General features: G+C 29.2%; 25 protein-coding genes, 1 tRNA gene and 1 CRISPR repeat array (1 of these 27 cut by a window edge). Of the genes, 10 read left to right on the top strand and 16 right to left on the bottom strand.

What is annotated here, in order from left to right; genetic code table 11:
* Nucleotides 1-682: direct repeats of the CRISPR family, unit length 46 nt; unit sequence CTTGTGATTGCTCACGTAAAAATACAATTTGAAATCAATTCACAAC; it reaches 885 nt to the left of the window's first position.
* A gap of 1,972 nt (nucleotides 683-2,654) precedes the next feature.
* The 7 genes from H0I29_RS00590 to H0I29_RS00560 all read right to left on the bottom strand — a co-directional run bounded on the left by H0I29_RS00590 (nucleotide 2,655) and on the right by H0I29_RS00560 (nucleotide 7,654).
* A complete protein-coding gene (locus tag H0I29_RS00590; protein ID WP_218754046.1) occupies nucleotides 2,655-3,512 on the bottom strand; it encodes a DUF6371 domain-containing protein in 858 nt (285 codons plus the stop codon).
* Nucleotides 3,513-3,571: 59 nt separating this feature from the next.
* Nucleotides 3,572-3,760: a hypothetical protein gene (locus H0I29_RS00585; protein WP_218754045.1), complete on the bottom strand. Its 189-nt coding sequence runs from the start codon at nucleotides 3,758-3,760 to the stop codon at nucleotides 3,572-3,574.
* A 5-nt stretch (nucleotides 3,761-3,765) separates the two neighbouring features.
* Entirely contained in the window at nucleotides 3,766-4,800 is a 1,035-nt protein-coding gene (locus H0I29_RS00580) for an AAA family ATPase (RefSeq protein ID WP_218754044.1), read from the bottom strand.
* 10 nt (nucleotides 4,801-4,810) lie between these two features.
* Complete coding sequence (locus H0I29_RS00575; protein WP_218754043.1) at nucleotides 4,811-5,023, bottom strand: hypothetical protein; 213 nt, start codon at nucleotides 5,021-5,023, stop codon at nucleotides 4,811-4,813.
* A gap of 214 nt (nucleotides 5,024-5,237) precedes the next feature.
* Nucleotides 5,238-6,167, bottom strand: coding sequence for a hypothetical protein (locus tag H0I29_RS00570; protein WP_218754042.1), 930 nt, complete (start codon nucleotides 6,165-6,167; stop codon nucleotides 5,238-5,240).
* The gene (locus tag H0I29_RS00565) at nucleotides 6,167-7,528 is read right to left on the bottom strand and encodes a site-specific integrase (RefSeq protein ID WP_218754041.1); all 1,362 of its coding nucleotides are present in this window, start codon (nucleotides 7,526-7,528) and stop codon (nucleotides 6,167-6,169) included. Before H0I29_RS00565 ends, H0I29_RS00570 begins: the two co-directional genes overlap by 1 nt.
* 52 nt (nucleotides 7,529-7,580) lie before the next feature.
* Nucleotides 7,581-7,654 (bottom strand) — tRNA-Met (locus H0I29_RS00560).
* A gap of 108 nt (nucleotides 7,655-7,762) precedes the next feature.
* Here H0I29_RS00560 and H0I29_RS00555 point away from each other — a divergent pair.
* Both H0I29_RS00555 and H0I29_RS00550 read left to right on the top strand, forming a co-directional pair.
* Nucleotides 7,763-8,146 carry an START-like domain-containing protein gene (locus tag H0I29_RS00555; protein ID WP_218731032.1) on the top strand — a complete coding sequence of 128 codons (384 nt, stop codon included), beginning with the start codon at nucleotides 7,763-7,765 and terminating at the stop codon, nucleotides 8,144-8,146.
* 163 nt (nucleotides 8,147-8,309) lie between these two features.
* Nucleotides 8,310-9,143 carry an aminotransferase class IV gene (locus tag H0I29_RS00550; RefSeq protein WP_218731031.1) on the top strand — a complete coding sequence of 278 codons (834 nt, stop codon included), beginning with the start codon at nucleotides 8,310-8,312 and terminating at the stop codon, nucleotides 9,141-9,143.
* On the opposite strand, the gene H0I29_RS00545 is transcribed toward H0I29_RS00550, so the two are convergent.
* The 5 genes from H0I29_RS00545 to H0I29_RS00525 all read right to left on the bottom strand — a co-directional run bounded on the left by H0I29_RS00545 (nucleotide 9,140) and on the right by H0I29_RS00525 (nucleotide 13,632).
* Nucleotides 9,140-9,697 carry a YqgE/AlgH family protein gene (locus tag H0I29_RS00545; RefSeq protein ID WP_218755158.1) on the bottom strand — a complete coding sequence of 186 codons (558 nt, stop codon included), beginning with the start codon at nucleotides 9,695-9,697 and terminating at the stop codon, nucleotides 9,140-9,142. The two genes, H0I29_RS00550 and H0I29_RS00545, sit on opposite strands and share 4 nt — an antisense overlap.
* 91 nt (nucleotides 9,698-9,788) lie before the next feature.
* A complete protein-coding gene (locus H0I29_RS00540; protein ID WP_068449845.1) occupies nucleotides 9,789-10,061 on the bottom strand; it encodes an HU family DNA-binding protein in 273 nt (90 codons plus the stop codon).
* A 186-nt stretch (nucleotides 10,062-10,247) separates the two neighbouring features.
* The gene (fmt, locus tag H0I29_RS00535; protein WP_218754040.1) at nucleotides 10,248-11,198 is read right to left on the bottom strand and encodes a methionyl-tRNA formyltransferase; all 951 of its coding nucleotides are present in this window, start codon (nucleotides 11,196-11,198) and stop codon (nucleotides 10,248-10,250) included.
* Between the two features lie 2 nt (nucleotides 11,199-11,200).
* Complete coding sequence (locus H0I29_RS00530) at nucleotides 11,201-13,093, bottom strand: ATP-dependent DNA helicase RecQ (RefSeq protein WP_254712670.1); 1,893 nt, start codon at nucleotides 13,091-13,093, stop codon at nucleotides 11,201-11,203.
* A complete protein-coding gene (locus tag H0I29_RS00525) occupies nucleotides 13,090-13,632 on the bottom strand; it encodes an AAA family ATPase (protein WP_218731029.1) in 543 nt (180 codons plus the stop codon). Before H0I29_RS00525 ends, H0I29_RS00530 begins: the two co-directional genes overlap by 4 nt.
* A gap of 96 nt (nucleotides 13,633-13,728) precedes the next feature.
* On the opposite strand from H0I29_RS00525, the gene H0I29_RS00520 reads away from it, so the two are divergent.
* From H0I29_RS00520 to H0I29_RS00500, 5 genes are read left to right on the top strand one after another with little or no spacing between them, the layout of a single operon-like run.
* The gene (locus H0I29_RS00520; protein ID WP_165733678.1) at nucleotides 13,729-14,010 is read left to right on the top strand and encodes a DUF493 family protein; all 282 of its coding nucleotides are present in this window, start codon (nucleotides 13,729-13,731) and stop codon (nucleotides 14,008-14,010) included.
* 12 nt (nucleotides 14,011-14,022) lie between these two features.
* Nucleotides 14,023-15,657 carry a peptidylprolyl isomerase gene (locus tag H0I29_RS00515; RefSeq protein WP_218754039.1) on the top strand — a complete coding sequence of 545 codons (1,635 nt, stop codon included), beginning with the start codon at nucleotides 14,023-14,025 and terminating at the stop codon, nucleotides 15,655-15,657.
* A gap of 59 nt (nucleotides 15,658-15,716) precedes the next feature.
* A complete protein-coding gene (locus tag H0I29_RS00510; protein ID WP_254712669.1) occupies nucleotides 15,717-16,502 on the top strand; it encodes a hypothetical protein in 786 nt (261 codons plus the stop codon).
* The gene (locus tag H0I29_RS00505; protein ID WP_218754038.1) at nucleotides 16,468-17,850 is read left to right on the top strand and encodes a peptidylprolyl isomerase; all 1,383 of its coding nucleotides are present in this window, start codon (nucleotides 16,468-16,470) and stop codon (nucleotides 17,848-17,850) included. The genes H0I29_RS00510 and H0I29_RS00505 overlap by 35 nt, the downstream gene beginning before the upstream one ends.
* Entirely contained in the window at nucleotides 17,850-18,803 is a 954-nt protein-coding gene (locus tag H0I29_RS00500; protein WP_218731024.1) for a MoxR family ATPase, read from the top strand. Before H0I29_RS00505 ends, H0I29_RS00500 begins: the two co-directional genes overlap by 1 nt.
* Nucleotides 18,804-18,881: 78 nt before the next feature.
* Here the strand turns inward: H0I29_RS00500 and H0I29_RS00495 are convergent, their stop codons facing one another.
* Genes H0I29_RS00495 through H0I29_RS00485 form a run of 3 tightly spaced genes read right to left on the bottom strand, consistent with a single transcriptional unit; the run spans nucleotide 18,882 to nucleotide 20,957 of the window.
* On the bottom strand, nucleotides 18,882-19,421 hold the full coding sequence (locus H0I29_RS00495) for an RsmD family RNA methyltransferase (RefSeq protein ID WP_218754037.1): 540 nt from the start codon (nucleotides 19,419-19,421) through the stop codon (nucleotides 18,882-18,884).
* Nucleotides 19,418-20,254: a DUF3822 family protein gene (locus H0I29_RS00490; protein WP_218754036.1), complete on the bottom strand. Its 837-nt coding sequence runs from the start codon at nucleotides 20,252-20,254 to the stop codon at nucleotides 19,418-19,420. Before H0I29_RS00490 ends, H0I29_RS00495 begins: the two co-directional genes overlap by 4 nt.
* Nucleotides 20,223-20,957 carry a hypothetical protein gene (locus tag H0I29_RS00485; protein ID WP_218731021.1) on the bottom strand — a complete coding sequence of 245 codons (735 nt, stop codon included), beginning with the start codon at nucleotides 20,955-20,957 and terminating at the stop codon, nucleotides 20,223-20,225. Before H0I29_RS00485 ends, H0I29_RS00490 begins: the two co-directional genes overlap by 32 nt.
* Nucleotides 20,958-21,062: 105 nt before the next feature.
* Between H0I29_RS00485 and H0I29_RS00480 the strand changes: the two genes are divergently transcribed.
* Nucleotides 21,063-22,487, top strand: coding sequence for an ATP-dependent RecD-like DNA helicase (locus tag H0I29_RS00480; RefSeq protein ID WP_218754035.1), 1,425 nt, complete (start codon nucleotides 21,063-21,065; stop codon nucleotides 22,485-22,487).
* A gap of 31 nt (nucleotides 22,488-22,518) precedes the next feature.
* On the opposite strand, the gene H0I29_RS00475 is transcribed toward H0I29_RS00480, so the two are convergent.
* Nucleotides 22,519-23,469, bottom strand: a complete 951-nt coding sequence (locus tag H0I29_RS00475) for a lipid A deacylase LpxR family protein (protein WP_218731019.1) — start codon at nucleotides 23,467-23,469, stop codon at nucleotides 22,519-22,521.
* Nucleotides 23,470-23,562: 93 nt separating this feature from the next.
* On the opposite strand from H0I29_RS00475, the gene ppk2 (H0I29_RS00470) reads away from it, so the two are divergent.
* Both ppk2 (H0I29_RS00470) and ppk2 (H0I29_RS00465) read left to right on the top strand, forming a co-directional pair.
* Nucleotides 23,563-24,417, top strand: coding sequence for a polyphosphate kinase 2 (gene ppk2 / locus H0I29_RS00470; RefSeq protein WP_218754034.1), 855 nt, complete (start codon nucleotides 23,563-23,565; stop codon nucleotides 24,415-24,417).
* A gap of 7 nt (nucleotides 24,418-24,424) precedes the next feature.
* Nucleotides 24,425-25,204, top strand: a complete 780-nt coding sequence (gene ppk2 / locus H0I29_RS00465; RefSeq protein WP_218754033.1) for a polyphosphate kinase 2 — start codon at nucleotides 24,425-24,427, stop codon at nucleotides 25,202-25,204.
* Nucleotides 25,205-25,211 lie beyond the last annotated feature (7 nt).

The raw sequence follows: 25,211 nt of genomic DNA, 5'->3' as shown, positions 1-25,211 counted from the left end.
AGACAATCAATTGGTTATAATAGTAGTCTTGTGATTGCTCACGTAAAAATACAATTTGAAATCAATTCACAACCAGCATCTAACCAATTACCAGTTAATGTTGTCTTGTGATTGCTCACGTAAAAATACAATTTGAAATCAATTCACAACTGGAGAAGTGGTTTAGTAGATAGTAAGCCTCTTGTGATTGCTCACGTAAAAATACAATTTGAAATCAATTCACAACATATCACTAAACATATCCCTTGAAACCTCCCTTGTGATTGCTCACGTAAAAATACAATTTGAAATCAATTCACAACTATTATCTCTTGTATGCTCTCTTTTCCATCCTTGTGATTGCTCACGTAAAAATACAATTTGAAATCAATTCACAACTATTATAGGTTGGTTTATTTCTGTTCCTACCTTGTGATTGCTCACGTAAAAATACAATTTGAAATCAATTCACAACATTATTTGCTATTTGTTTTGTTCTCCTATACTTGTGATTGCTCACGTAAAAATACAATTTGAAATCAATTCACAACCGCAACGGTATGTAATTTGAAGTCTTTCATCTTGTGATTGCTCACGTAAAAATACAATTTGAAATCAATTCACAACATAGATGATAACCGTAACCAGATAGAACAACTTGTGATTGCTCACGTAAAAATACAATTTGAAATCAATTCACAACCACCTTTAAAGGTATATCTTATCTATCCGCCTTGTGATTGCTCACGTAAAAATACAATTTGAAATCAATTCACAACCATGAGACCAATTAGAAATAACAACACCCTCTTGTGATTGCTCACGTAAAAATACAATTTGAAATCAATTCACAACGGAAATATTATTAATGTTCCTAACTCTTTTCTTGTGATTGCTCACGTAAAAATACAATTTGAAATCAATTCACAACCTACAGTCCAAAACACCAACTATAATTCCACTTGTGATTGCTCACGTAAAAATACAATTTGAAATCAATTCACAACACCTTTGGAGACGCTTACAGAAACGACTTTCTTGTGATTGCTCACGTAAAAATACAATTTGAAATCAATTCACAACTAATCGCTTCTTAAAGTTCTGTAAATTTAACTTGTGATTGCTCACGTAAAAATACAATTTGAAATCAATTCACAACATGGGTAGAATTCCTCTACACCTCCTTGTCCTTGTGATTGCTCACGTAAAAATACAATTTGAAATCAATTCACAACTAAGGGTATATGGGTTTTTATTTTCGTTTACTTGTGATTGCTCACGTAAAAATACAATTTGAAATCAATTCACAACATTGTTGCATCTGCAAAAACAAAGAAATCACTTGTGATTGCTCACGTAAAAATACAATTTGAAATCAATTCACAACTGATACTCGTCTTTAAGATTTAAAGGCACGCTTGTGATTGCTCACGTAAAAATACAATTTGAAATCAATTCACAACTCACCCCTGAGTAGTCTACGTCTCTCACTGCTTGTGATTGCTCACGTAAAAATACAATTTGAAATCAATTCACAACCTAAACCCCCTTGTTTCATTTTACCAATAGCTTGTGATTGCTCACGTAAAAATACAATTTGAAATCAATTCACAACAAGGGTACTGAGTCTCAAAAAAGGATTAGCCTTGTGATTGCTCACGTAAAAATACAATTTGAAATCAATTCACAACACAGGGTAAGGGCGTACTAGGAGCGGACCACTTGTGATTGCTCACGTAAAAATACAATTTGAAATCAATTCACAACAAAATCATCATTAATATGAATTTCTAATTTCTTGTGATTGCTCACGTAAAAATACAATTTGAAATCAATTCACAACATATGCTGGATTGTTTAATATACTTCTAATCTTGTGATTGCTCACGTAAAAATACAATTTGAAATCAATTCACAACAATTAATGTTAGCAATGAAAGACTTAACAACTTGTGATTGCTCACGTAAAAATACAATTTGAAATCAATTCACAACATATCGGTGTCCATTGATTAATATTAACATCTTGTGATTGCTCACGTAAAAATACAATTTGAAATCAATTCACAACTATTTACGCTACTAATAATACACAACAACGCTTGTGATTGCTCACGTAAAAATACAATTTGAAATCAATTCACAACAGTCCTTCTTGGCTGCTTTGTTTTGAATATCTTGTGATTGCTCACGTAAAAATACAATTTGAAATCAATTCACAACGAACGATAAGATGAAAGAATCAGAGAAAGCCTTGTGATTGCTCACGTAAAAATACAATTTGAAATCAATTCACAACAACTGCAGTATAGCGCACAGAAAATATTTTCTTGTGATTGCTCACGTAAAAATACAATTTGAAATCAATTCACAACGTAACCATCTTTAGTGTAGACTACCTCATTCTTGTGATTGCTCACGTAAAAATACAATTTGAAATCAATTCACAACATTTAATAATTAATGTGTATATAGTAATATCTTGTGATTGCTCACGTAAAAATACAATTTGAAATCAATTCACAACGCGTTCGGTTTGTTTTTTTCTTTAGTTTTTCTTGTGATTGCTCACGTAAAAATACAATTTGAAATCAATTCACAACCAATAGCGCCAATACTAACGCCACTACTTGCTTGTGATTGCTTACGTAAAAATACAATTTGAAATCAAAGTACTACAATAAAAAATCAACCAAATCCCCTCCATTTTCTAATTCAATGCTTTCCAATAAATTACTACATTCAATTTTATATCCTTGTTTATTTAAAAGTATTGCTTCTTTGTTCCAATTACTATAAACTGTTTTATCTGGATAAGCAATAACATTAAATTCTTTAATAGATTTTAGCATTTTTTCTTTAAAACCTGTTTTACTACCTGTAGCTAACCAAATGAAATTAGGAATCATAATACTCATGATGATTGCAGTTTTTTCTGATTCTACAATACAAATTGTATCACTTTTAGAAATGCTGTTTATAAGGTGTAGCCCAAATAAACATTGTTGTAATACAAAATTATTTAATTTTAGTTGTTTGTGTATCCAGCTAACATGATTAAAAGGTTTTTTAACTCTTTTACCTGTATTACAATTGTACAACATAATCTTGCCACCACGTATTACGTTTTTTGTGTCTATTAGCCAAAATATTGTAGCTCCATACCAATAGTTTGTTGTCCCTATGTGATACATATCTATTGCTTGTGATACCATTTTAGGCTCAAAATTCCTTAATAAATAGCTTATAAAGTTACTTTGTTGCTTTGTATTACAATATTCTTGCAATACTTTTCTATTGTGATACGAAGGTTGTATTACTTCTGTGATACAGTTATTAATATTTGTAATACAATTTGATGTTGGTTTTTTAAAATAACCACATTTACTTTCTCTATCACATCTTCCATCACTAGAATTTAAATAAAGATTAGTTTCATTGTCAATAAATTTTACAAATGTTTTCTTATGGCAATTAGGGCAGATAAACTTTCTGCTTGATCTATCTAAACTGTATTTATAATTATGTTTCATTTTTTTGAATTCGTACCATTCGTACTTATTTATTGGTACGAATGGTACGATTACGTTTTTTAATTTTTGCGAATGTGATTTTCTAATAGGTAACGTAATCCATCTTCTTTGGTGAAGTCTGGTAGCTCATATTTCTTTTTCAGTTTTATTTCACTTTTCTTTATATCGCTTCTTAGCATATCGGATAGCTTGATAAACTCTTCTTTAGAAAGAGCTTTGGCTATTGTGTATATGTCTGAAGCAACCATCTATCTTAGATATTTAGTTTTTTTCTTCTTTTTCTGATAGTTCCTTCGCATACATTTAACATTTCAGCTATCTGAACATTATTCTTTCCTTCAGAAATTAAAAACTTCATCTGTTCGTCTCTTTCTTCTAAGTCCGATGTTCTAAAAGTTTTAAGATGTGCTTTTTCAGAATCAAAACCTTCAAAATTAAATTCTAGAAAGTTGGTTTTTTTATCAAGACTGCAAACAATAACATTCTCTGAATGATATAGATGCTCTGTATTACGTTGTTTTATTTGTTTGATATATCTAAACGATGCTTCTTGAGAACTACTACCAATAGCAAAACAACTATCACAAAAATTCATTAGCATTTTACTTCCTGCTAGATCATTTTTGGTAATTGGTTTAGAGTCATCTCTTTTAGGAGTGTGAGCTAAAACAAGAATTGAAACATTATTTGTTTTAGATATTTTTTTAAGAGTTTTCATTAATACCAAAGCATCTTTTGCTTTTTCATTTTCGCTACTTAAAAAGGTGAGATTATCTACAATTACAACAGATGCTTTTGTTTCAATTATAATATTTGACAACGTTGCACATAGGTATTCTTCAATATTCTTAAATTCCTTGGGCAATTCTAATTCAGTATGTAATTCTGCTCTTAGAAAATTTTCATTAAATTGATAATGATTTTCATAATCTTCAGAACATCGATTTTCAAATTGTTTATCAGACAATTCAAAATCTAAATAGAGTATTTTTTTAGGAGAACTTTCAAGTTTAAAACCAGGAATTGGTCTTCCTTTGCTGATGCTATCTGCAATTTGAACAGCTAAAATAGATTTACCTAAATTAGTATCCGAAAATAAAATACAAACCTCATTTTCATACCATAGCTCACTAAAAAGCATGTTGGGTATTGGTCTGTTTTTAGCTTCCTCTACCCAAGTGTTTGCTTCTTTAATAATTAAACAGCCATATTCAAAACCTTTATTTTTAAATTTCTTTTGATTGTTTTCTATATCCTTAGTTATTAAATTAACTTTATCTCTTATCATAAAGTTAATTTTAAAGATTAATAGAGTCTATTGGCGGAATAGGCATTATTAACCCACCGATAGTTTTTGATGGATCATACAGACCGTGATTATCTAAACTATTTAAATAGTCTGTTATAATTTCTCTAGTTAAAGCGGATACTTTTATACCTTTTTCATCTGCTAAAATTTGAAGACACTCTTTTTGGTCTTCATCAATTCTAAAATTAATTGTTGCAATCATTTTACTTTTTGTTTTAAATATTTTTAAAATAAATACTTGTTAAAAAGTAAGGTGGTTTTACATCAAAAGATAACTGCCTAATTAACAAGAATTAACTAAGTGCAATTACGTGATACAATTAAGGTTTTAAAAGGGAGGGAAAAGGGGAAATGTGTGGAAAATGTGTGGGAATTTTTAAGGTTTATGGGGAATAGTTAAAAATAGCTTCTAATTATTAAAATTCCCCCCATTCTTTTTCAATTTCTTTTACTCTTTTAAAATGTTTATCCCCTTCAGAACTGTTTAATTTAATTTCTCCAAAAGTAAAGCTAAAGTGACTATTTATAATTTTCCCAAAGGACTCGGCAGATGGTGTTTTTATACTTAGTTTGTTACTAAAAAAATCAAAAAGGCTTACGATAAAAGCTCTATTTATTATTTCTTTTTTAGTAATTAGATGTTCTATAAATTCAATTTGTTTTAAAGAATGAAATTCTTCAGGGTATTCTTTATATATTATTTGAGCTATTGTTTTTTTTGTATAGACATTATCTTCTGAAAAAGAAAAACGTTGGTTTAAATCTATTAAAATTAATAAATCATTTTCAAAATCAAACATTTCAATTAATAATTCATTAGTTTGAAGTAAATCTCTGTTAAAGTAATTTATTTCCCCAATAAGGAAGGCTACAACTAACTCATACTGATATTTTAGTTGGTTTTGGAATAATGCTCTAGCTCTCTTTAATTTATTAAATTCATTTTCCGAGACCATTGTAGGTAGATTGTTAGTCCATTTAGAATAAAGATTTTTGAACTGTATTAAGGCAGCTTCTTTTTTTCTAGCTTCTAAAAAACCAAAGGTTTCATCATCAAAGTTAATGTTAAATAAAATATTTTTACATAAACTATTCTTATATTGATTTAATAAAAAGTCATAAACCTCTATAGTAAGTTCATCTGTAAATTTGTAACCAGTATTATTATGATCGTATTTAACTACGTTCTTTCGTTCTCCTAGATTTTCTGTTTTAGTTGATTTTATTATTTCTAATTTATTTGATATAATTATTAAATCATTTTCCTTTAGAAAATTTTCTAATTGTATAATTTTATTCAAAGAGTTTAGTTCTTTTGGAATAATTCCAAAATATTTACTTTCCATTACTTTAATAATTTTGAATAATCTTCAGGCAATACGGCATCAATATCTCGTAGATATAATTCTAGTGCATCCATTGTTGCATGTCCTGTAATTAATTTTAATTTACTTTTTACTTCAAAAGGAGTTGCTGCTTTTGCCATTTCTTTATACAACTTCGTTATAAAGGTGTGTCTAAAACTATATAAACCATAATCTTTACCTAAACCAAAATGGTCTTTTACTTTTTTAAACTGTTTGGTAAAATAATTTCTTTTATTGTTTTCTTTTGCTTCCCATTCGCCACCAATTTCATTTGGAGTAAATAAAAAATCGATTTTATTTAATTTAGATAGATCTGGTAATTGCTTAATTAATATATCAGGAATGATTTTAATTTTTACAGGCTTGTTTTTGGCTCTAACATAAATCTTTTTATCTATTAAATCGATATCACCAATTTTTAATCGACAAACTTCAACAGGTCTAAGAAAATTATAAGATATAAATTGAACAAAAAGATATAATACTGCATCATGTTTTTCTAAATATTTAAAAATATCTTTCTGCTCAGTTGTAGTATAGGTTTTATTTCTTTCTGGTACAGATTTTAAAACATTAATTTTCTTAACAAAATTATTTTCAATTATTTCATTGTCTTCTAACGTTTGAAATAAGGAACTGATGTCAGTACGTGTATTGTTTCTGTTTCTAGGACTTGTAGCTTGTAATACAGTGTTCAGATATTGTATTACAAGTTTCTTATTTATAATTGAAATATCTTCTTTAAGATTATAGCCTTCATCGTTGAGCCATTTTTTAAATCGTTCAATTCTATTTTTTAAATTTTGATATGAAATTCCACTTAGAACTTTAGATTTGGTATTTAATGCTAAGTCAAAAGAAGTGTTAATAGGGTAGAGGATTGGTGTTTCTTGTACAGCCTTTTTTTCAAGATACACAGGAGTTTCCTTTTGTGTTGGTGTATTCTTGATTTTGTCTTCTTCGGGAGATAGAAGATTTTCGATAAATTCAGCTAAGGAACTATTGTCTTCATAAGGATTGAAGCCTTTTGATAAAACATATTCTAAACTTTCCTTTAATTGAGTTAAGATGTGTATTCTACTTCTTTTATCTTTATAAAGGTTGACTCCAGCTTTTATATTAGTCTGCCTTTTTAGTTTTCCTGTAATTGGATCTCTAAATGAATAATAGACATACCAACTTTTGGATAATGCTTCTTTTTTATTTTTTTTTGACAGTTTAGACCAGTCTCCAATATTAACTCCACCTGTGAAGATTTTTGGCTCTGAATAATTCAATTTCATAGTGGAATCGTGTACTTTATCGTGTACTCTTTGTAAAAGTAAGAAAAATGTAGACATAAAAAAACGAATTGTGAGACACAATTCGTTGATTTAATTAACATTAAGTTTGTAGCGAGAACGGGATTTGAACCCGTGACCTCAGGGTTATGAATCCTGCGCTCTAACCAACTGAGCTACCTCGCCATTGTTTTGAGGCTGCAAATATAGTAGAATTTTACAAACTGGCAAGAACTGTTTTAAATTTTTTTTAAAAAGAATTAATAACTATATTGTCAACCTAAGAAAATAATAATGGATAAAATAAAATTCGAACTAGAAATAGCTATTCACGCATCGCCTCACATGTTGTATCAGTACATCTCATCACCTTCTAATTTGCAAGAATGGTTTGCAGATAAAGTAAACTCTAGAGGTAAAGAATATAGCTTTACTTGGGAAGGAGAAGAAGAAATTGCTGAATTGATCACAAAAAAAACAGATGATAGAATCCGTTTTAAGTGGGTAGAGAGTGAAGGAGATGATAGTTATTTTGAAATTAAGATTCAAGTTGATGCATTAACTAAAGATGTTTCTTTAGTTATTACAGATTTTGCTGATGATGAAGATGAAGTAGAGGAGTCTAAACAACTTTGGGAAAATCAAATTGATGAATTAAGACACACTATTGGTGCTTAAGTTTTAGCCTTTATTGGGTAATAGTATTATTCTGTTAAAACTTTGTATTCTTTGTGGTTTAACACATATAATTAAAATATAAAACTCAACATTATTGTTGAGTTTTTTTATGCTAAAATATTTTAAAAAGCATTAATTTCGCAAGGCTAAAAAAAATGTATTTATGATTAACTTTAATGGAGCGTTAATAGACCCTGAAAATATAAAATTATCATCAGAAAATAGAGCTTTTAAATATGGTGACGCCATTTTTGAATCTGTAAAAGTGATGCATAAAAAAGTGGTTTTTTGGGAAGATCATTATTTTAGATTAATGGCCTCTATGAGAATGTTGCGTATGAGAATTCCTATGGAGTTTACTTTAGAGTTTTTAGAACAAGAAATTTTAAAAACTGTCGCATCCCAAGGATCTGCAAATACATATAGAGTTCGTTTAAATGTTTTTAGAAAAGACGGTGGTTTGTACACTCCTAAAACTAATAAAATAGATTACACTATAGAAGCTTCGGAAAGTTCTTATCAGACAAAAGAATCTTATTCTTTAGATGTTTATAAAGATTTTTATAATTATTCTGGGCTTTTATCAACCATAAAAACCAATAACAGAATGCTGAATACTTTGGCAAGTATTTTTGCTGACGAAAATGATTTAGACAATTGTATTTTATTAAATGAAAAAAAGGGAGTAGTAGAAGTTACAAATGGAAATATATTTGTAATTAAAGGAAATGTTATTAAAACGCCAGCACTTTCAGAAGGTTGTATAAAAGGGATTGTACGTAATAAGGTAATTGAAATTTTATCTAAAAACAAAGATTTTACGTTAGAGGAAACTTCAATATCTCCTTTTGAAATACAAAAAGCAGATGAAGTGTTTATTACAAATGCAATAATTGGAGTACAACCAGTAACTGGGTATAAGAAAAAAGTATTTACTACAGAGATTGGAAAGAAAATAGCAGGTAATTTAAAAGTATTACAAATTACGGGTGTTTAATTTAAATTAAAATCATTGGGGGCATTTGCCCAAAGCTTATAATTGCCTCCTTTTTGTAGTAATTTATTTTTCCATAGGCTTTCATCGTCCATGGAAAAAATATTTTCGAAATCATTGTCACCTACAAACCATGAATTTTGATTCATTTCTTGGTCTAGTTGTTCTTTTTCCCAGCCAGAATATCCTAAGAAAAAACGAATATCAGATGCTTTTAAGGTGTCAGTGTTTAACAAATCCTTTAAACACTCAAAACTTCCTCCCCAAAATATTCCGTTAGCAACCTCTATACTATCCGGAAGTAGTTGTGGAACTTTATGTACAAAGTACAAGTTATCTTGCTCTACAGGACCACCTTGATATACTGGAAAATTACAGTCAATTTCTGGTAGCAAATCATTAATAGTATAATCTAAAGGTCTATTTAAGATAAAGCCAACAGAATTACTAGAGGTGTGTTCTGTTAATAAGACTATAGTTCTATTAAAGGCGCTATCGTTTAAAATAGCTGGTTCTGCAATTAATAATTTACCTTTATTTAGTTTCAAATTTTTGATTTAAAATAGTTATGTTAAATATAATAAAAATTTTCATAAAAAAAAGCCCTCTTAAAAAAGAGAGCTTTTATATACTTTAAAACTATATGTTTTAGTTTACAGCGTCGCTTAAACCAGCTCCAGCTTTAAATTTAGCTACGTTTTTAGCAGCAATTTCTATAGTTTTTCCTGTTTGAGGATTTCTACCAGTTCTAGCAGCTCTGTTAGAAACAGAGAATGTACCGAAACCAACTAATGCAACTTTATCACCACCTTTTAAAGCAGAAGTTACATTGTCTGTAAAAGATTCTAATGCCGCTTTAGCTGCTACTTTAGAAATTCCTGCATCAGCAGCCATTGCATCGATTAAATCTGACTTGTTCATAATAAATAAATTTTTTAAAATTAATTGTATATTTTTTGCTTAATAGCTTAACAAATATAGATGGATTAAGGGTTTACGCAAATTTGAGTGCAAAAAAAGCACCTTTTTGTTAATAAATATGTGTAAATTGTTAATAAAGGTAGTTGGAAATAACAAAAATCTGTAAAAACCTTACGGATAAAGGCTTTAGAAGACATTCGCCTCAGAAGAAAAATTATAGCCATTTAATAAACTTTTTGCATCCATTTTTTTCTTTCCAGATAGTTTTATTTCATCAATAATAATGAAACCGCCATCAACAGCTACTTTTAATTCTTTTTTAGTAGCAATTATTTTACCAATTTCAAAATCATGAGCTTCTTCTTCAATTTCTTTTCTAATGGCATAGATTTTTGCTGTTATTTCATCTTCTCCATTTTTGATGATAGTCCAAGCTGCTGGAAAAGGGTTTAAACCTCTAATTTTATTATAGATGTTGTCTAAAGAATCTGTCCAATCTATTCTGCAATTTTCAGGATTTAATTTAGAAGCAGATTTTTCTTCTAAATCTGGTTGTTTTGTAGTGGTTACTTTTTCTGTAGCAATTAAGTCTATAGTTTTACCAACTAAATCGGCTCCTAAAAACATTAACTTGTCATGTAATGTACCAACTGTTTCTGTCTCTGAAACCGCTATTTCTTCTTGTAAGATAATTTCTCCAGTATCAATTTTATCATCAATAAAAAAAGTGGTTACACCCGTTTTAGTTTCTCCATTTATAATTGCCCAATGTATTGGTGCTGCACCTCTATATTCTGGTAATAAAGAAGCGTGTAAATTAAAAGTACCATATTTGGGCATTTGCCAAACTACTTTAGGCAACATTCTAAAAGCGACTACAATTTGTATATCAGCATTTAAATTTTTTAATTCTATATTAAAATCTTCGTTTTTTAAGTTGGTAGGTTGCAAAATTGGCAAATTTACCGAAGTTGCATATTTTTTTACTGCAGATTCATTTAACTTTCTTCCTCTTCCTGCTGGTTTGTCTGCTGCTGTAATAACACCAACTACATTATAATCATTTTCTACCAAATGCTTTAAAATAGTAACAGCAAAATCTGGAGTTCCCATAAAAATAATACGCATGTCTTTCATAATTAGTGGATTAATTGGTATTTATTCTGATGATTAATTTTTATTTTATCATCTGTTAATAGTTGTCGCAAATGTATTAAAATGTCTTTTTCATCTGCTACTAAAGAAGCACTAATTTCTTGGGATGATAAAGATTGATTATTCTTTAAAAGTAGTATTATTTCTGATGATAAAGTTTTGGTAGGCTTTTTGTTTTCTGAAATACAAACATCACAAATACCACATTTTTCGGTTTTTATTTCATCAAAATAACTTAAAACCTGATTACTTCTACAAACGGAATTGTTATTTACAAAAGCAATTAAATCTTCAGATTTTTGTTTTTTTTGATGGATGAATTGCTTCATTTCTCTAGAAGACCTATTTATAGTATAATCATCTTCCCGTGGTACTAAAAATAAGAGTTCTGCATCATTTTTCACTGGTTTGTAAGCAATTATATTATCCTTTTCTAAACGTTCAAAATTTGTTAAAACAAGATTGGTGGTTAAACCAGATTTTTTAGCGATAAAAAATTCATCAATCTTAACTTCCTCCTCAAATAGACCCGCATAGGTTCTTAATATAGAGTTAGTAAAATTTTTAATTATAGGATTTTTGTCCAAATAATTTAAAACCGTTTTACTATTCACAATAAATTGCAACGTAGACTTTTTGTTATACTGATTGCTAATTTCTATAATTCCGTTATTAGCTAATATTTTAAGAGCAGTATCTACTTTTAATACGGAATAATTATACTTTTTAGAAAACTCTAAAAGATTAAAAGAATAAGATTCTTCGCTTAATTCGCCTAAAGAAATTCTAAAATATTGATACAATTTTCTATGGATTTCTTTAATTTCAGAGATGCTTAATAATGTTTTTTCTAAGCGTTCTTTAAATAATAAAACATCACTTTTGTTATACAATAAAACGGCAAACGATTTTTTACCACTTCTACCTGCTCTACCAGTTTCTTGTACGTAATTTTCGATGCTTGTAGGCAAGTCTAAATGAATAACCAAACCAACGTTTGCTTTGTCAATTCCCATTCCGAAGGCATTTGTAGCCACTATAATGGGTGTTTTTTCTGTCATCCAATTTTCAAAAGAAATATTTTTTTCTACGGATGATAATCCAGCGTGGTAAAAGGAACTTTTAAAATTATTTGCATTTAAAAATGAGGCTATCTGAGCTGTTTTTTTTCTAGAATTGACATAAACAATTGCAGGTGTTTTCGTTTTTGTAAATATTTGAAGTAAGCGTTGTAATTTATCTTCAATCGTAAATATTTGATACGCTAAATTTTCTCGGTAAAAAGATTTTTTAAAAAGTTGTGGTTCTTTTAATTCAAGGTTTTTTTCAATATCACCAAGAACTTTTTGGTTTGCCGTTGCTGTTAAAGCGATAAAAGGAGTTTCTGGTTTTAATTCTCTTAATATATTGATGTTTCTATAAGAGGGCCTAAAATCATGTCCCCATTCAGAAATACAATGTGCTTCATCAATAGCAATTAAATTAACGTTTAATTCTTTTATTTTCTGTTGAATAAAGTAAGATTGCAACCTTTCTGGAGAAAGATATAAGAATTTAATGCCTCCGAATTTAACATTGTCAAACAATGTTATCATTTCATCTTGTGTAGAACCAGATTTAATGGTTGTTGCTTTTATTCCTTTTTGAGTTAAGTTTTCTACCTGATCTTGCATTAAAGCAATTAAAGGAGAAATAACTAAACAGACACCTTCTTGTGCTAAAGCCGGAATTTGAAAACAGATAGATTTTCCTCCACCTGTTGGCAGTAATGCAATCACATCTTTTTGCGCTAAAGATGCCGTAATTATTTCTTCTTGTTGGGGTCTAAATTCAGAAAAGCCCCAATATTTTTTTAATATTTCTTTTGGCGAAATCATAATTCGCAAGCAAGCGAATTTATAACAAAATCTGTTCTTTCTTTTAAAGAGCCAAAAGGAACATTAATTATTGCGTACCCTAAATCAGTATAAGATTTCATTAAAAATCGGTCTATTTCAGTGGTTTCTTCAAAAGATTCATAGCGCTCGTTATCAGTTATATGAATGTCTTTCCAAGGAGAGAAATGAAAAATTTTAGTGTATTTATAAAGATTGCATTTTTCGAAAAATGTTGCTGGATAGTCGGTTTTAAAATAATCCATATATGCATGAACATCCGGAATTCCTCTATCAAAAAAGACTAGTTTTTGCTCGCTTTTATTCGCTTCTAAAAATTGTTTTTCTCTGCCTTCTAAAAGCATTTTGCTAAATAATAAAGGTTCTGTTAAAAACAGTTGATCGATTCCTTTTTTTTGAGCTTCTAAGGTTACTTCTCTAGAAATTTCAGGCATACAAAAATACCCTCTATTTGTTAATTCATTTATAACGGAAGTTTTTCCTGTTCCAGGTCCACCTATTAAGACTATTTTTTGCTGCATTTCACAAAAATAAATGAATCTCTTTATAAAACTAATTTTTAACGTAATTTTGTGTCTTGTTGTTTATAATTAATTTAGATTTAAGAAAGTATTTTTATGAGTGATAAAAAAGAATTTTATAAAAAGTTAAAGAGCCAATTAGACGATACTACAAAGTTTCCTGCAGATTATATGTATAAATTTATTGTACCTACAGATGGTAATCAGGTACAAGAAGTAGAAGATTTATTTAACGATTCTGGGGCAGTAATTAATACAAAAAAATCTAAGACAGGGAAATATGTGAGCGTTTCTATCGTATTAAAGATAGAAAGTTCAGATAAAGTAATTTCTTATTATTTAAAAGCTGAAAAAATTAAAGGAATCATATCATTATAATTAAGTCATTTTATGAAAAAAATAGTTTTATTATTTGTTTTAGGGGCCTCTATATCTGTCTTCTCACAAAAGAAAGAGAAAACGTTAATTACAATAGATGGAGAAAAAACAACTGTTTCTGAATTTAAAAGAGTGTATGAAAAAAATTTAGAGGCTATAGATAATGAAGAAGCTAAAAGCATCACTAAAAATTTAGATTTATACATTAATTATAAGCTAAAAGTAAAAGAAGCTTATGCTATTAATTTAGATACGTTGCCTTCTTATAAAAGAGAAATGGAATCTTATAAAAACCAGCTTTCTGCACCTTATTTACAAGATACTACTTTTATAGATCAATTAGTGAAAGACGCTTATTTTAGAACTAAAAATCAGGTAAAGGCAAAGCATATTTTAATAAGATTGCCAAGAGAAGCATCACCAAAAGATACCTTAATGGTTTATAATAAAATCTTAGAACTAAGAGAAAGAATTACAAAAGGTGAACAGTTTGAAGCAATAGCGGCACAATATTCAGAAGATAGATCTGCACAAGACGATCCTAAAACAGGAAGAAAAGGAAATGGTGGTAATTTAGGCTATTTCTCTGCTTTTAATATGGTGTATCCTTTTGAGGTTGCTGCGTATGCTACTAAGGTTGGTGAAATTTCTATGCCATTTAAAACACAATTTGGATATCATATTATGCAAGTTGATGATGTAAAGGAATCTAAAGGAGAAATTGAAGCAGCACATATTTTAATAAGAGACACCACTGCTGTTGGTAAAGTGAAGATAGATAGTATTTATGCTAAATTAAATAATAAAGAGCGTTTTGACGATTTAGCAAAAAAATACTCAGAAGATCCGGGTTCTAAAAATAATGGAGGTAAGCTAGGTAAATTTGGAGCAGGAAGAATGGTGAAATCATTTGATGATGCAGCCTTCGCTTTAGAAAACGTATCAGATTTCTCTAAACCATTTAGAAGTCAGTTTGGTTGGCATATTGTACAATTGTTAAAAAAACATCCTATTAAATCTTTTGATGAAATGAAAGTTGAATTAAAAGAAAAGATAAAAAAGAGTTCTAGAATGCAGTTGTCTGAAGATGCAGTTGTAAATAAATTGAAAAAAGAGTACACAATAACAGAATATGATGAAGCTAAAAAGATTTTAGATCGTAAAAATCTAAGAGCAATTCCAAAAGACTCATTACAGAATACAATTATTAGTATAAATGATAAAAATATTACACAAGAAACTTTTATAAAATATATTAGAAATAGAAGGCATTTAGCTGTTTTTAAACTTTTTGAAATGTTTAAAGATGATCAAATTCTTACCTATTATAAAGAGAATTTAATTTATACAGAACCAGAATATGCATATACTTTAAAAGAATATGAAGATGGTTTGTTGCTTTTTGAATTGATGCAAGAGAAAATATGGACAAAGTCTTCTAACGACTCAATTGGATTGCAAGAGTTCTTTGAGAACCAAAAGGATACTTATGCAACAAGCGATTTAGATAGTATAAAAGGACAAGTGATTAATGATTATCAAAACTTTTTAGACGAAAATTGGATTGCAGATTTAAGAAAGAAAAGTAAAGTTAAAGTGAGTAAAAAGGAATTAAAAAAGTTAATTAAATTTTACGAAAATAAATAATGAAATACATTGTTTTCCTATTTTGTGTAGTGCTATTTTCTTCTTGTGAATTTTTTACAATGAAAGAAAAAGAAATTAACACCTCAGAAATCGTGGCTTCTGTTAATGCGGAAAAGCTTTTTAAAGAAGACTTAGCAAATGTGTTACCTAAAAACATAAGTAATGTAGATAGTTTAGTGTTGGTAAAAAGCTATATTCAAAATTGGGCAATTAAAAGACTTTTACTAGAAAAAGCAAAGAATAATATTTCTCTAGAAACGGTAAATCAAATAGATAATTTAGTTAAAGATTATAAAGAAAGCCTATTAATTAATAATTTTAAAGAACAACTTGTAAAACAACAATTAGATACTGTTATTTCTGAAGAGGAATTAGCGGAATATTATATGTTGAATATGGAGAATTTTAAATTAAATGAAGAGCTAGTTAAAATAAGGTACCTTCATGTAGATAATAATATTAAAGATAAAAAGAATATTTTAAAGCTTTTTAAATCGGATGATATTACTGATTTAGAAAAATTAGAAAAACAAGAGTTGAGTTTTAAATCACATCAATTTAACGACTCTGTTTGGACGCAATTAGATAACATTTTGTTAAAACTTCCTTTTTCCAAGGAAAAACTGTTAAAAAAAACAAAATTCATCGAAAAACAAGACTCAATAGGTTTATATTTGGTGGCTATAAACGATGTTTTAGAGCGTAATTCTATTGCGCCATTAAGTTATATTACACCAACCATAGAACAAATGATTTTACATAAACGTAAAATTGAATTATTAAGAGAGATAGAAAAAATAATAGTAAAAGATGCAACACAGAACAACAATTTTAAAATATATTAAATCATCAATTTTTGCATTATTCTTATGCTTTTTAGGACTGCAAACTTCCGCACAAAAGGTAAAAATAGATGGTGTAGCCGTTGTTATTGGTAAAAACATTGTTTTAGATTCTGATATAGCTAAATTTAAGCAAGAGGTAGAGGTAAGAAGCGAAGGGAAAGTGCAAATTTCAGACTGCGAAATGCTAGAAGAATTAATGCAGCAGAAATTAATGGCACATCACGCAGTTGTAGATAGTGTTACCGTTTCTGATGCTGAAATTTCTGATAAAGTAGATAGAAGTATTCAGTACTTTACACAACAATACGGAAATATAGACAAAGTAATTAAAGCTTATGGTTTTAATGATTTAGAAGATTTAAAAAAGGAATTGACTACTGTTCAAACAGAAAATCTTTTAATTGAAAAAGAACAATTAAAAATTACAGAAAAAATAGATGTTACTCCAGAAGAAGTTCGTTTGTATTTTAATGGATTAAAAGAAAAAGGAGAATTACCTCAGTTTCCTGCAGAGATAGAATTGGCTCAAATAGTTTTAACAGCAGTACCTACAAAAGAAGAAACAGAAAGAGTTATTGCTAAATTATTAGAAATTAAAAAGGATATAGAAGACGGTTCTAACTTTAGAATGAAAGCGATTATTAATTCAGATGATCCTGGAGTTACTAATAATGGAGGAGAGTATACAGTGACAAAAGAATCTGCTTTTATTAAAGAATTTAAAGAAATGGCTTTTACTTTAGATATTGGTCAGGTTTCTAAACCATTTAAATCTGAATTTGGTTATCATATTATGCAATTGCATGCAGTTAAAGGAAATACAAGAGTTGCTTCTCATATATTAATGCAACCAGAAGTTCCGGACTCTAAAATGAATGAGCTTAAAGTGAAAGCAGATAGTATTGTTCAAAAAATTAGAGAAGGAGCTTTAACTTTTGAGGAAGCTGTTAAAAAATATTCTGATGACGAGGATACAAGGAATAGTGGAGGGCTTATTATTAACCCATCCACAGGAGAATCTAAATTCGATTTAACAAGAATGGATCCTGCTTTTTATGCAAGAGTAAGTGATCTTAAAAAAGGTGAAATGACAGACCCTTTTTATGATGAAGAAAGATCTGGAGATAAAATGTTTAAATTCATTTTAATGAAAGGTAGAACAGATACGCATGTTGCCAATATTATTGATGATTACGTTAAAGTACAGCAATTAGCACTTCAAAAAAAGAAAGAAGAAACTATTACAAAATGGTCTAAAGAAAAAATAAAAGACACTTACATCAACATCGGACCTACACATAGTAAATGTACGTTTGATAAGAATTGGAAAAAAGCAGTAAATAAATAATGTCTGACGTTAAAGCTGTAAAGGATTTAGTAGATAAATACAACGCGCTAAAAACAGAAATAGGTAAAGTAATTATTGGTCAGCATGAGGCTGTTAATTTTACTTTATTGTCTATTTTTTGCGGAGGACATTCATTATTAGTTGGTGTACCTGGTTTGGCTAAAACTTTGTTAGTAAATACAGTGTCAGATGCTTTAGGATTAGGTTTTAAAAGAATTCAGTTTACGCCAGATTTAATGCCTTCCGACATTTTAGGGAGTGAAATTTTAGATGAAAACAGACATTTTAAATTTATAAAAGGACCTATTTTCTCTAATATTATTCTTGCTGATGAAATTAACAGAACTCCACCAAAAACGCAGGCAGCTTTATTAGAGGCAATGCAAGAGCGTTCTGTAACGGTTTCTGGGAATCATTATAAATTAGACTTACCATTCTTTGTATTAGCAACACAAAACCCAATTGAGCAAGAAGGGACATATCCTTTACCTGAAGCTCAATTAGATCGATTTATGTTTTCTATTTATTTAGAATATCCTTCATTTGAAGAAGAGGTAGCAGTTGTAAAAAGTACAACAGGTAATAAAAACACCACTATAAATCCATTGTTTTCGGCGGAAGAAATTGTTGAAATTCAAAAACTAATACGTAAAATTCCTGTTGCAGATAATGTAATAGAATATGCAGTTGGTTTAGTTGGTAAAACAAGACCAAAATCTAAAGAAGCGACAGACTTAGTAAAATCTTACTTAGATTGGGGTGCAGGACCAAGAGCATCTCAAAACTTAATCTTAGCAGCAAAAGCACATGCAGTTGTAAACGGAAAGTTTTCTCCGGATATCGAGAATGTGAAAGCAGTAGCAATCCCTATTTTATCGCACAGAATTGTGAAAAATTACAAAGCAGAGGCAGAAGGAATTACAGTTGCAGATATTATAAAGTCTCTTTTATAGATATATTATATTTTTCATACATAAAAAAACACGGCATTTGCCGTGTTTTTTTATGAGTAAACTTTTAATTGATAAAAATTATTCGTTTTCAAAGAAACTAAATACATTTCCTCCGTAGCGCTTGTCGTAACTGTGGTTTTCATGTTTAGAAAGGTCTGTATGTTTAGAGTGTTCAACAATTAAAACACCTTCTTCCTTTAGTAGTTTTCTAGTAAAAACTAAATCTACTATTTTTAAAAATTGTTCTTCTTCAAAATCGTAAGGTGGGTCAGCAAAAATAATATCTGCTTGTAAAGAAGTCTTTTCTAAAAACTTGTAAACATCACTTTTAAAAGTATTTATTGGTAAGTCTAAAACTTTAGCTGTTTCGTTGATATATTTTATACATCCAAAGTGAGCATCTATAGCGTAAATATCTTTTGTTCCTCTAGAACCAAATTCGTAACTAATGTTTCCTGTACCAGAAAAAAGGTCTATTACAGCAATACTATCAAAGAAATACGTGTTATTTAAAATGTTAAACAACGATTCTTTTGCCATATCTGTTGTAGGGCGAACAGGTAAGTTCTTAGGCGCTGATAAACGTCTACTTTTGTGTTTTCCAGAAATTATTCTCATGAATTTAAAAGTATATAATTAGAATGTTTAGAAGCATCTAATTCATTAAAAATTTTGTTGTTGCTTTCTAAAAAGGAAACATTTCTAATGTATTGATACGTTATTTTGTGAATTTCAGATTCTGGCTCAATATCTCCCGTAAAAAATAAACCTATTTTCTCTACATCTAACTTTAATTGTTCGAATGTAAATAAGATATAATAGATAAAATCTTCTTTTGTTTGAAAATTAAATGAATTGGAAAATTGCAATTGTTTATTTTCAAGTACAACAATGTCGTAATTTTCTTTAGAAACATTTACAAATACCTTTTTATCATCAGAATTATTAGTTGAAATTAATTTTTCAATTAAAATAGTTAAATGATGTTGGTATTCAAACTCTCCAAAATTTTGAAATAAGTAATTATTAATATTTACATAAGGCACATATACATTTTTTGCATTGATGGTTTCTATATCATCATATGCAATAAAATCTGTGGCTAATGTTTTAATATTAAAGTTAAGATATTCAGAAAGTACGTCTTCAGAAAAATATTGATTAGGTACTAGTGAAAATAAATTGTTTTGATGAATAACTAAAACAGAAGAAAAATCTTTTTGTAAATGTATATCTGTTTTAAATATTTCTTCTATTTTTTTTAATAGATTCTCTGGAGTTAATTGTTTTTCTTTAAAAACATATTCAGAAAAATAATTAGTTTCTTTTGTAGTGTTGTTTATGATACAAAAAGAAAATCCATCCAAATTAAATTGAATGGATAACTTTGTATCTTTTGAGTGTGTTACAGTATTTCTACTATTCTTCTTGATCACGGTCTTTTTTATCATAAGCAGGAGGCCAGTTACCACCAGTTGAAACTTCATCTAAAGAACCTACAGAAACAAATTCTCCTTTAATTTGGTCTGTTGCAACTTGCTCTAATTCTTGTTTTAAAAGAGATTCATTCATTCCTTTTAAAATGTCTTTCTTATCTGTTTTTACATAGAATGTTGGTACTACCATTCCTGGAACTTTTTCTACTGTTCCTACTTCAATATCAAACTCTTTTCCTTCTACACCAGGTACTTTAAACATCTCTTTGTAGTTTTTACCTTTAAAGTATTTAGAAACTGGCTCGTAACCTATAGTATCTACTTTCTTTTTTTCTACATCAATGATAATTCCACCACCTCTATCTTCTTTTTCAACAACAGTTTTTGTTTCTGTTAAAGCTAATCTAGCAGTGTCAATAAATTGCAATAAAGCATTTTTGTCTTTAGTGTATGTTCCTGTTACTTCAAAATGTTTAACTTCTGCATCTCTAATTATTTTTAATTTATCAACAACTTTGCTGTACTTAACAACTTTTGTTTTGTTAAAAATAATTGGCTCCATAATACCGTAGTATATTTTAGAAACTAAAAAAGCGGTTAATGCCAAAAGTAATATAGAGGCAATCCACCTTAGTTTTAATGGTAAAAATTTAACTATAATAAAAGCTAGTAATATTGCAACTAAAACAGCTGCCAAAATCATTCCAAGTAATCCCATTGTTAAGTATTTTTTTTAATAGTCCTAAGGCAAATCTACAATTTTTTTTTTATGATAAAAACTTTTATTTACAAATCAATGTATCTTTGTTGTATTAATTTTTATATGATAAATAAAAGAGCCGATTTTTACGTAGAATTATTGAAAAAATTTCAATTTTCACCAACAACGAAGCAGAATAAATTATTAAATCTTTTAAGCGATTTTAGCTTTACAGAAGATACAGATGCATTGTTTTTATTAAAGGGGTACGCTGGTACCGGGAAAACAACAAGTATTAGTGCTTATGTTAATAGTTTGGGAGCTATTGGTAAGAAAGCAGTTTTACTAGCGCCAACAGGGCGAGCAGCAAAAGTAATTTCTGTATATTCTAAAAGACCTGCATTTACAATTCATAAAAAAATATATTTTCCTAAAAAACAGTCAAATGGTGGTGTAGGTTTTGTTTTGCAACCCAATAAGCATAGAAATACTATTTTTATTGTGGATGAGGCTTCTATGATTCCTGATAGTAGGCAGAATCAACAATTATTCGATTCGGGATCATTATTAGACGATTTAATTAGATATGTGTACTCTGGTCATCAGTGTAAATTGATATTTATAGGTGATACTGCTCAATTACCTCCTGTAAAGTTAAATATTAGTCCTGCTTTAGAAGAAGATACCTTGGTGTATGACTATCATAAGAATGTCACTGAAATTGAATTAGATGAAGTTATGCGTCAGCATGAAGATTCTGGAATTCTTGCAAATGCTACCTTATTGAGGTTAATGATTCAAAATGATACTATTAATTTTAAGTTTGATGTTGATTTTCCTGATATTGTTCGTTTAGATGATGGTTATGATATAGAAGACGCTTTAGTTACTGCTTATGAAAGTGATGGTGTAGAGGATACTGCGTTTATTGTGCGTTCTAATAAAAGAGCAAATGACTATAATCAGCAAATTAGAATGAAAATTCGTGGGCAAGAAAATGAAATTTCTGCTGGAGACTATATAATGGTTGTAAAAAACAACTATTTCTGGTTAAAAGAAAATTCAACCGCAGGTTTTATTGCCAATGGAGATATTTGTGAGGTCTTAAAAATATTTTCTATTAAAGAATTGTATGGTTTCAAATTTGCAGAAGTAGAAGTAAGTATGATTGATTATCCAGAAATGCAGCCTTTTGAAACCGTTTTATTGTTAGATACTTTAACGAGTGAAACTCCTTCTTTAACTTATGAGGAATCTAATAAATTATATCAGGCAGTAAAGGAAGATTATGCACATTTAAAATCGAAGTCTAAACAGTTTCTGGAAATTAAAAAGAATTTGTTTTTTAATGCATTACAAGTTAAGTTTTCTTATGCTATGACCTGCCATAAATCTCAAGGAGGGCAATGGAAAACAGTGTTTATAGAGCAGCCTTATTTACCCGAAGGAGTATCTAAAGAATATTATAGATGGTTGTATACCGCATTAACTAGGGCGCAAGAAAAATTATATTTAATCGGTTTTAAAGATGAGTTTTTTGAGGAATAGTTACGAGCTCTTTTTGTTAATTAAAATTAGGTTATTTCAATAGATAGTTAATTGCGATGCTACCGTATCTATGCCCATTTGTAAATCGTAAATCTTTAGATTTGCTTGTATTGTAGTGAAATGAGTATCCAAAGTTAAAACGGTTTGCAGTAAATTTTAATCCTAATTCTAGATGAAAGACAATGGGCTTTAAATCTTTTGTAATTGGGCTCGTTTTGTTGAGGAAACTTCCCTGTAAAGTTGCGTCATAAACTGCGTAACGCAACATTGGTTTTATGTAAAAAAAAGATTCAACTTCTCTAAAGTAATTAGTGTGTTCGTTATTTAGGTTTGTATCAAAGGCAATTGAATTAGCTAAGTTCTGAAGAGGTTTTAATCCAATTCTACTATAAACTCCTGTAGAAATATTTGTATAGACAGAACCTAAATTTACGTTGTTGGTCCAAGTGATGTCAAAAAGCTGGTTTTGGTTGTTTACAATTGTTTTTAAATATTCCACATTAAAATTTAAAGCAAAAGCATTTTCTATTTGATGTTCCCAGCCTACTGCTTCTTTAAAGCCATAAACATTATGTATCAATTCTTGTAATTCTTCTGCGTAAGAATTACTGCCTATTACCCCAATTTGAGCAGTAGTGTTAAAAATTTGGTTGTTCTTATAGATTCTTTTTATGCCGAAGCTCCCATATAAATACCCTGCAAAAGGTCTGTCGTGATTGCTAGCGTTTTGAACTGTAGCTTTAAAAGGAGTATACATTTCCTGATTTATTTTCCATTCTAAAATTCGTTTATCCAAAGACTCTTTTTTATTTTTAGAAAGGTAGCTATAACTTAAGAAAATTCCACTTGTATAATATCTATCTCTAACTGTAGAAACATATAAATCGTTATCTGTGATTAGGCTAATTTCTTTTGAGAATTTTTCTTGAGCAATTGTGTATGACGATATAAAGACAACTAGAATGAGTATAAAGTATTTCATAAGTAACAAATATAAAATAACTTATTTAAAATGATTTTTTTTTAATGTATTTCTAAAAAAAAGTAGTTATTTTAGTCCGAGTAAATAGAATTTATGGAAATTAAAGAAGGATTAAGTTCAGAAGACTTTAAGAATGTTAAAAACAATCAAGAGTTATTAGCACTTATAGGAGAAAAGAATGCTGCTTGTAAGAAAGTAAAGAAAACAATTATTTATAATGAAGAGCTAAGGTTGCTTCAGATAGAGCTTGTTAAATTACAAAGATGGATTTCTAATAACAACAAGCGTGTTGCAATTATTTTTGAAGGAAGAGATGCTGCCGGTAAAGGTGGTAATATTCGTAGGTTTATGGAGCACCTAAACCCACGTTCTAGTAGGTTGGTGGCTTTAAATAAACCTACAGAAATAGAAAAAGGACAATGGTATTTTCAACGTTATATAAAAGAATTGCCAAACCCTGGAGAAATTGTTTTTTTTGATAGAAGCTGGTATAATAGAGCGGTAGTAGAGCCTGTTATGGGGTTTTGTTCAGATCAACAATATAAAGAGTTTTTAGTGCAAGTGCCCGAGTTTGAGCATATGATGTACGAAGACGGGGTTATTATTATTAAGTTTTGGTTATCAATTAGTAAAGATGAGCAACTAAAGCGTTTTGAAGGCAGAAAAGAAAATCCATTAAAAAGATGGAAATTTAGTCCTGTTGATAAGCAAGGGCAAATTCTTTGGGATAGATATACGCATTATAAGGGCGAGATGTTCTCTAAGACACATACCTCTTACAGTCCTTGGATGATGATAAAAACGAATGATAAAAAAGTAGCAAGGTTAGAAGCTATTAGGCACGTATTATCTCAGTTTGATTATGAGGATAAAGAAGCAAAGACAGTATTAACCCCAGATCCTAATGTTGTAATGCGTTATTATAGATCTAATACTAATATAGATTAAATTTAATATGGAAATATCACCTAAAAATTTAAAAAAACTAAATTCTAAGAAAGGTTTGTTAGCGCTTTTGTCTAAAGAACCTTTAAATATAGAAAGAGCCATTAGATATGTAGATTATCAAAAGAAGCTTGAGGGCTTGCAAGTAGAATTGATTCGTTTACAAAAATGGGCTATTAATAATAATGAAAGGATAATTATTGTTTTTCAGGGTAGAGATGCTGCAGGTAAGGGAGGAGCGATTAGAAGATTAACAGAACGTATCAATCCACGTCATATGCGTATTGTTGCGCTGCCGAAGCCATCGGAAGATGAGCAGTCTCAATGGTATTTTCAGAGATATGTAGAGCAGTTTCCAAAAGCAGGAGAAATGGTGTTTTTCGATAGAAGTTGGTACAACAGAGCGGTTATAGAACCTGTTAATGACTTTTGTACACAAGAGGAATATAAAATATTTATGAACCAGGTTAATGATTTCGAAAGAATGATTTTAGAATCGGGAATTCATTTAGTTAAAATATATATGTCTATTTCTAAAAAAGAGCAAGCAAAACGTTTTGCAGACATAAAAAGTGATCCGTTAAAGCAATGGAAAATGACAAAGCTAGATGAAAAGGCTCAATTGCTTTGGGATGATTATACAGAGTATAAAAAAGCAATGTTTGAGAAAACAAATACAGATATTTCTCCTTGGAAGATAATAAGAGCAAATAGAAAAACAGAAGCGCGTGTAAATGTAATTAATCACATTTTAAACCGTATTCCTTATGATAAAGATTTGGAGGTTTAAAAACTTC

The sequence above is a fragment of the Polaribacter sp. R2A056_3_33 genome (assembly GCF_019278485.1).
In the GTDB taxonomy this organism is placed as follows: Bacteria; Bacteroidota; Bacteroidia; order Flavobacteriales; family Flavobacteriaceae; genus Polaribacter.
The sequence above is the reverse complement of the archived record's forward strand: the minus strand, read 5'-3'. Positions and strand labels throughout refer to the sequence as shown.

Bases quoted from the DNA above. Each gene is read 5' to 3' on its own strand.
- H0I29_RS00590 (WP_218754046.1), bottom strand. From the start codon at position 3,512: ATGAAACATAATTATAAATACAGTTTAGATAGATCAAGCAGAAAGTTT.
- H0I29_RS00585 (WP_218754045.1), bottom strand. From the start codon at position 3,760: ATGGTTGCTTCAGACATATACACAATAGCCAAAGCTCTTTCTAAAGAA.
- H0I29_RS00580 (WP_218754044.1), bottom strand. From the start codon at position 4,800: ATGATAAGAGATAAAGTTAATTTAATAACTAAGGATATAGAAAACAAT.
- H0I29_RS00575 (WP_218754043.1), bottom strand. From the start codon at position 5,023: ATGATTGCAACAATTAATTTTAGAATTGATGAAGACCAAAAAGAGTGT.
- H0I29_RS00570 (WP_218754042.1), bottom strand. From the start codon at position 6,167: ATGGAAAGTAAATATTTTGGAATTATTCCAAAAGAACTAAACTCTTTG.
- H0I29_RS00565 (WP_218754041.1), bottom strand. From the start codon at position 7,528: ATGTCTACATTTTTCTTACTTTTACAAAGAGTACACGATAAAGTACAC.
- H0I29_RS00555 (WP_218731032.1), top strand. From the start codon at position 7,763: ATGGATAAAATAAAATTCGAACTAGAAATAGCTATTCACGCATCGCCT.
- H0I29_RS00550 (WP_218731031.1), top strand. From the start codon at position 8,310: ATGATTAACTTTAATGGAGCGTTAATAGACCCTGAAAATATAAAATTA.
- H0I29_RS00540 (WP_068449845.1), bottom strand. From the start codon at position 10,061: ATGAACAAGTCAGATTTAATCGATGCAATGGCTGCTGATGCAGGAATT.
- fmt (WP_218754040.1), bottom strand. From the start codon at position 11,198: ATGAAAGACATGCGTATTATTTTTATGGGAACTCCAGATTTTGCTGTT.
- H0I29_RS00530 (WP_254712670.1), bottom strand. From the start codon at position 13,093: ATGATTTCGCCAAAAGAAATATTAAAAAAATATTGGGGCTTTTCTGAA.
- H0I29_RS00525 (WP_218731029.1), bottom strand. From the start codon at position 13,632: ATGCAGCAAAAAATAGTCTTAATAGGTGGACCTGGAACAGGAAAAACT.
- H0I29_RS00520 (WP_165733678.1), top strand. From the start codon at position 13,729: ATGAGTGATAAAAAAGAATTTTATAAAAAGTTAAAGAGCCAATTAGAC.
- H0I29_RS00515 (WP_218754039.1), top strand. From the start codon at position 14,023: ATGAAAAAAATAGTTTTATTATTTGTTTTAGGGGCCTCTATATCTGTC.
- H0I29_RS00510 (WP_254712669.1), top strand. From the start codon at position 15,717: ATGAAAGAAAAAGAAATTAACACCTCAGAAATCGTGGCTTCTGTTAAT.
- H0I29_RS00505 (WP_218754038.1), top strand. From the start codon at position 16,468: ATGCAACACAGAACAACAATTTTAAAATATATTAAATCATCAATTTTT.
- H0I29_RS00500 (WP_218731024.1), top strand. From the start codon at position 17,850: ATGTCTGACGTTAAAGCTGTAAAGGATTTAGTAGATAAATACAACGCG.
- H0I29_RS00495 (WP_218754037.1), bottom strand. From the start codon at position 19,421: ATGAGAATAATTTCTGGAAAACACAAAAGTAGACGTTTATCAGCGCCT.
- H0I29_RS00490 (WP_218754036.1), bottom strand. From the start codon at position 20,254: ATGATAAAAAAGACCGTGATCAAGAAGAATAGTAGAAATACTGTAACA.
- H0I29_RS00485 (WP_218731021.1), bottom strand. From the start codon at position 20,957: ATGGGATTACTTGGAATGATTTTGGCAGCTGTTTTAGTTGCAATATTA.
- H0I29_RS00480 (WP_218754035.1), top strand. From the start codon at position 21,063: ATGATAAATAAAAGAGCCGATTTTTACGTAGAATTATTGAAAAAATTT.
- H0I29_RS00475 (WP_218731019.1), bottom strand. From the start codon at position 23,469: ATGAAATACTTTATACTCATTCTAGTTGTCTTTATATCGTCATACACA.
- ppk2 (WP_218754034.1), top strand. From the start codon at position 23,563: ATGGAAATTAAAGAAGGATTAAGTTCAGAAGACTTTAAGAATGTTAAA.
- ppk2 (WP_218754033.1), top strand. From the start codon at position 24,425: ATGGAAATATCACCTAAAAATTTAAAAAAACTAAATTCTAAGAAAGGT.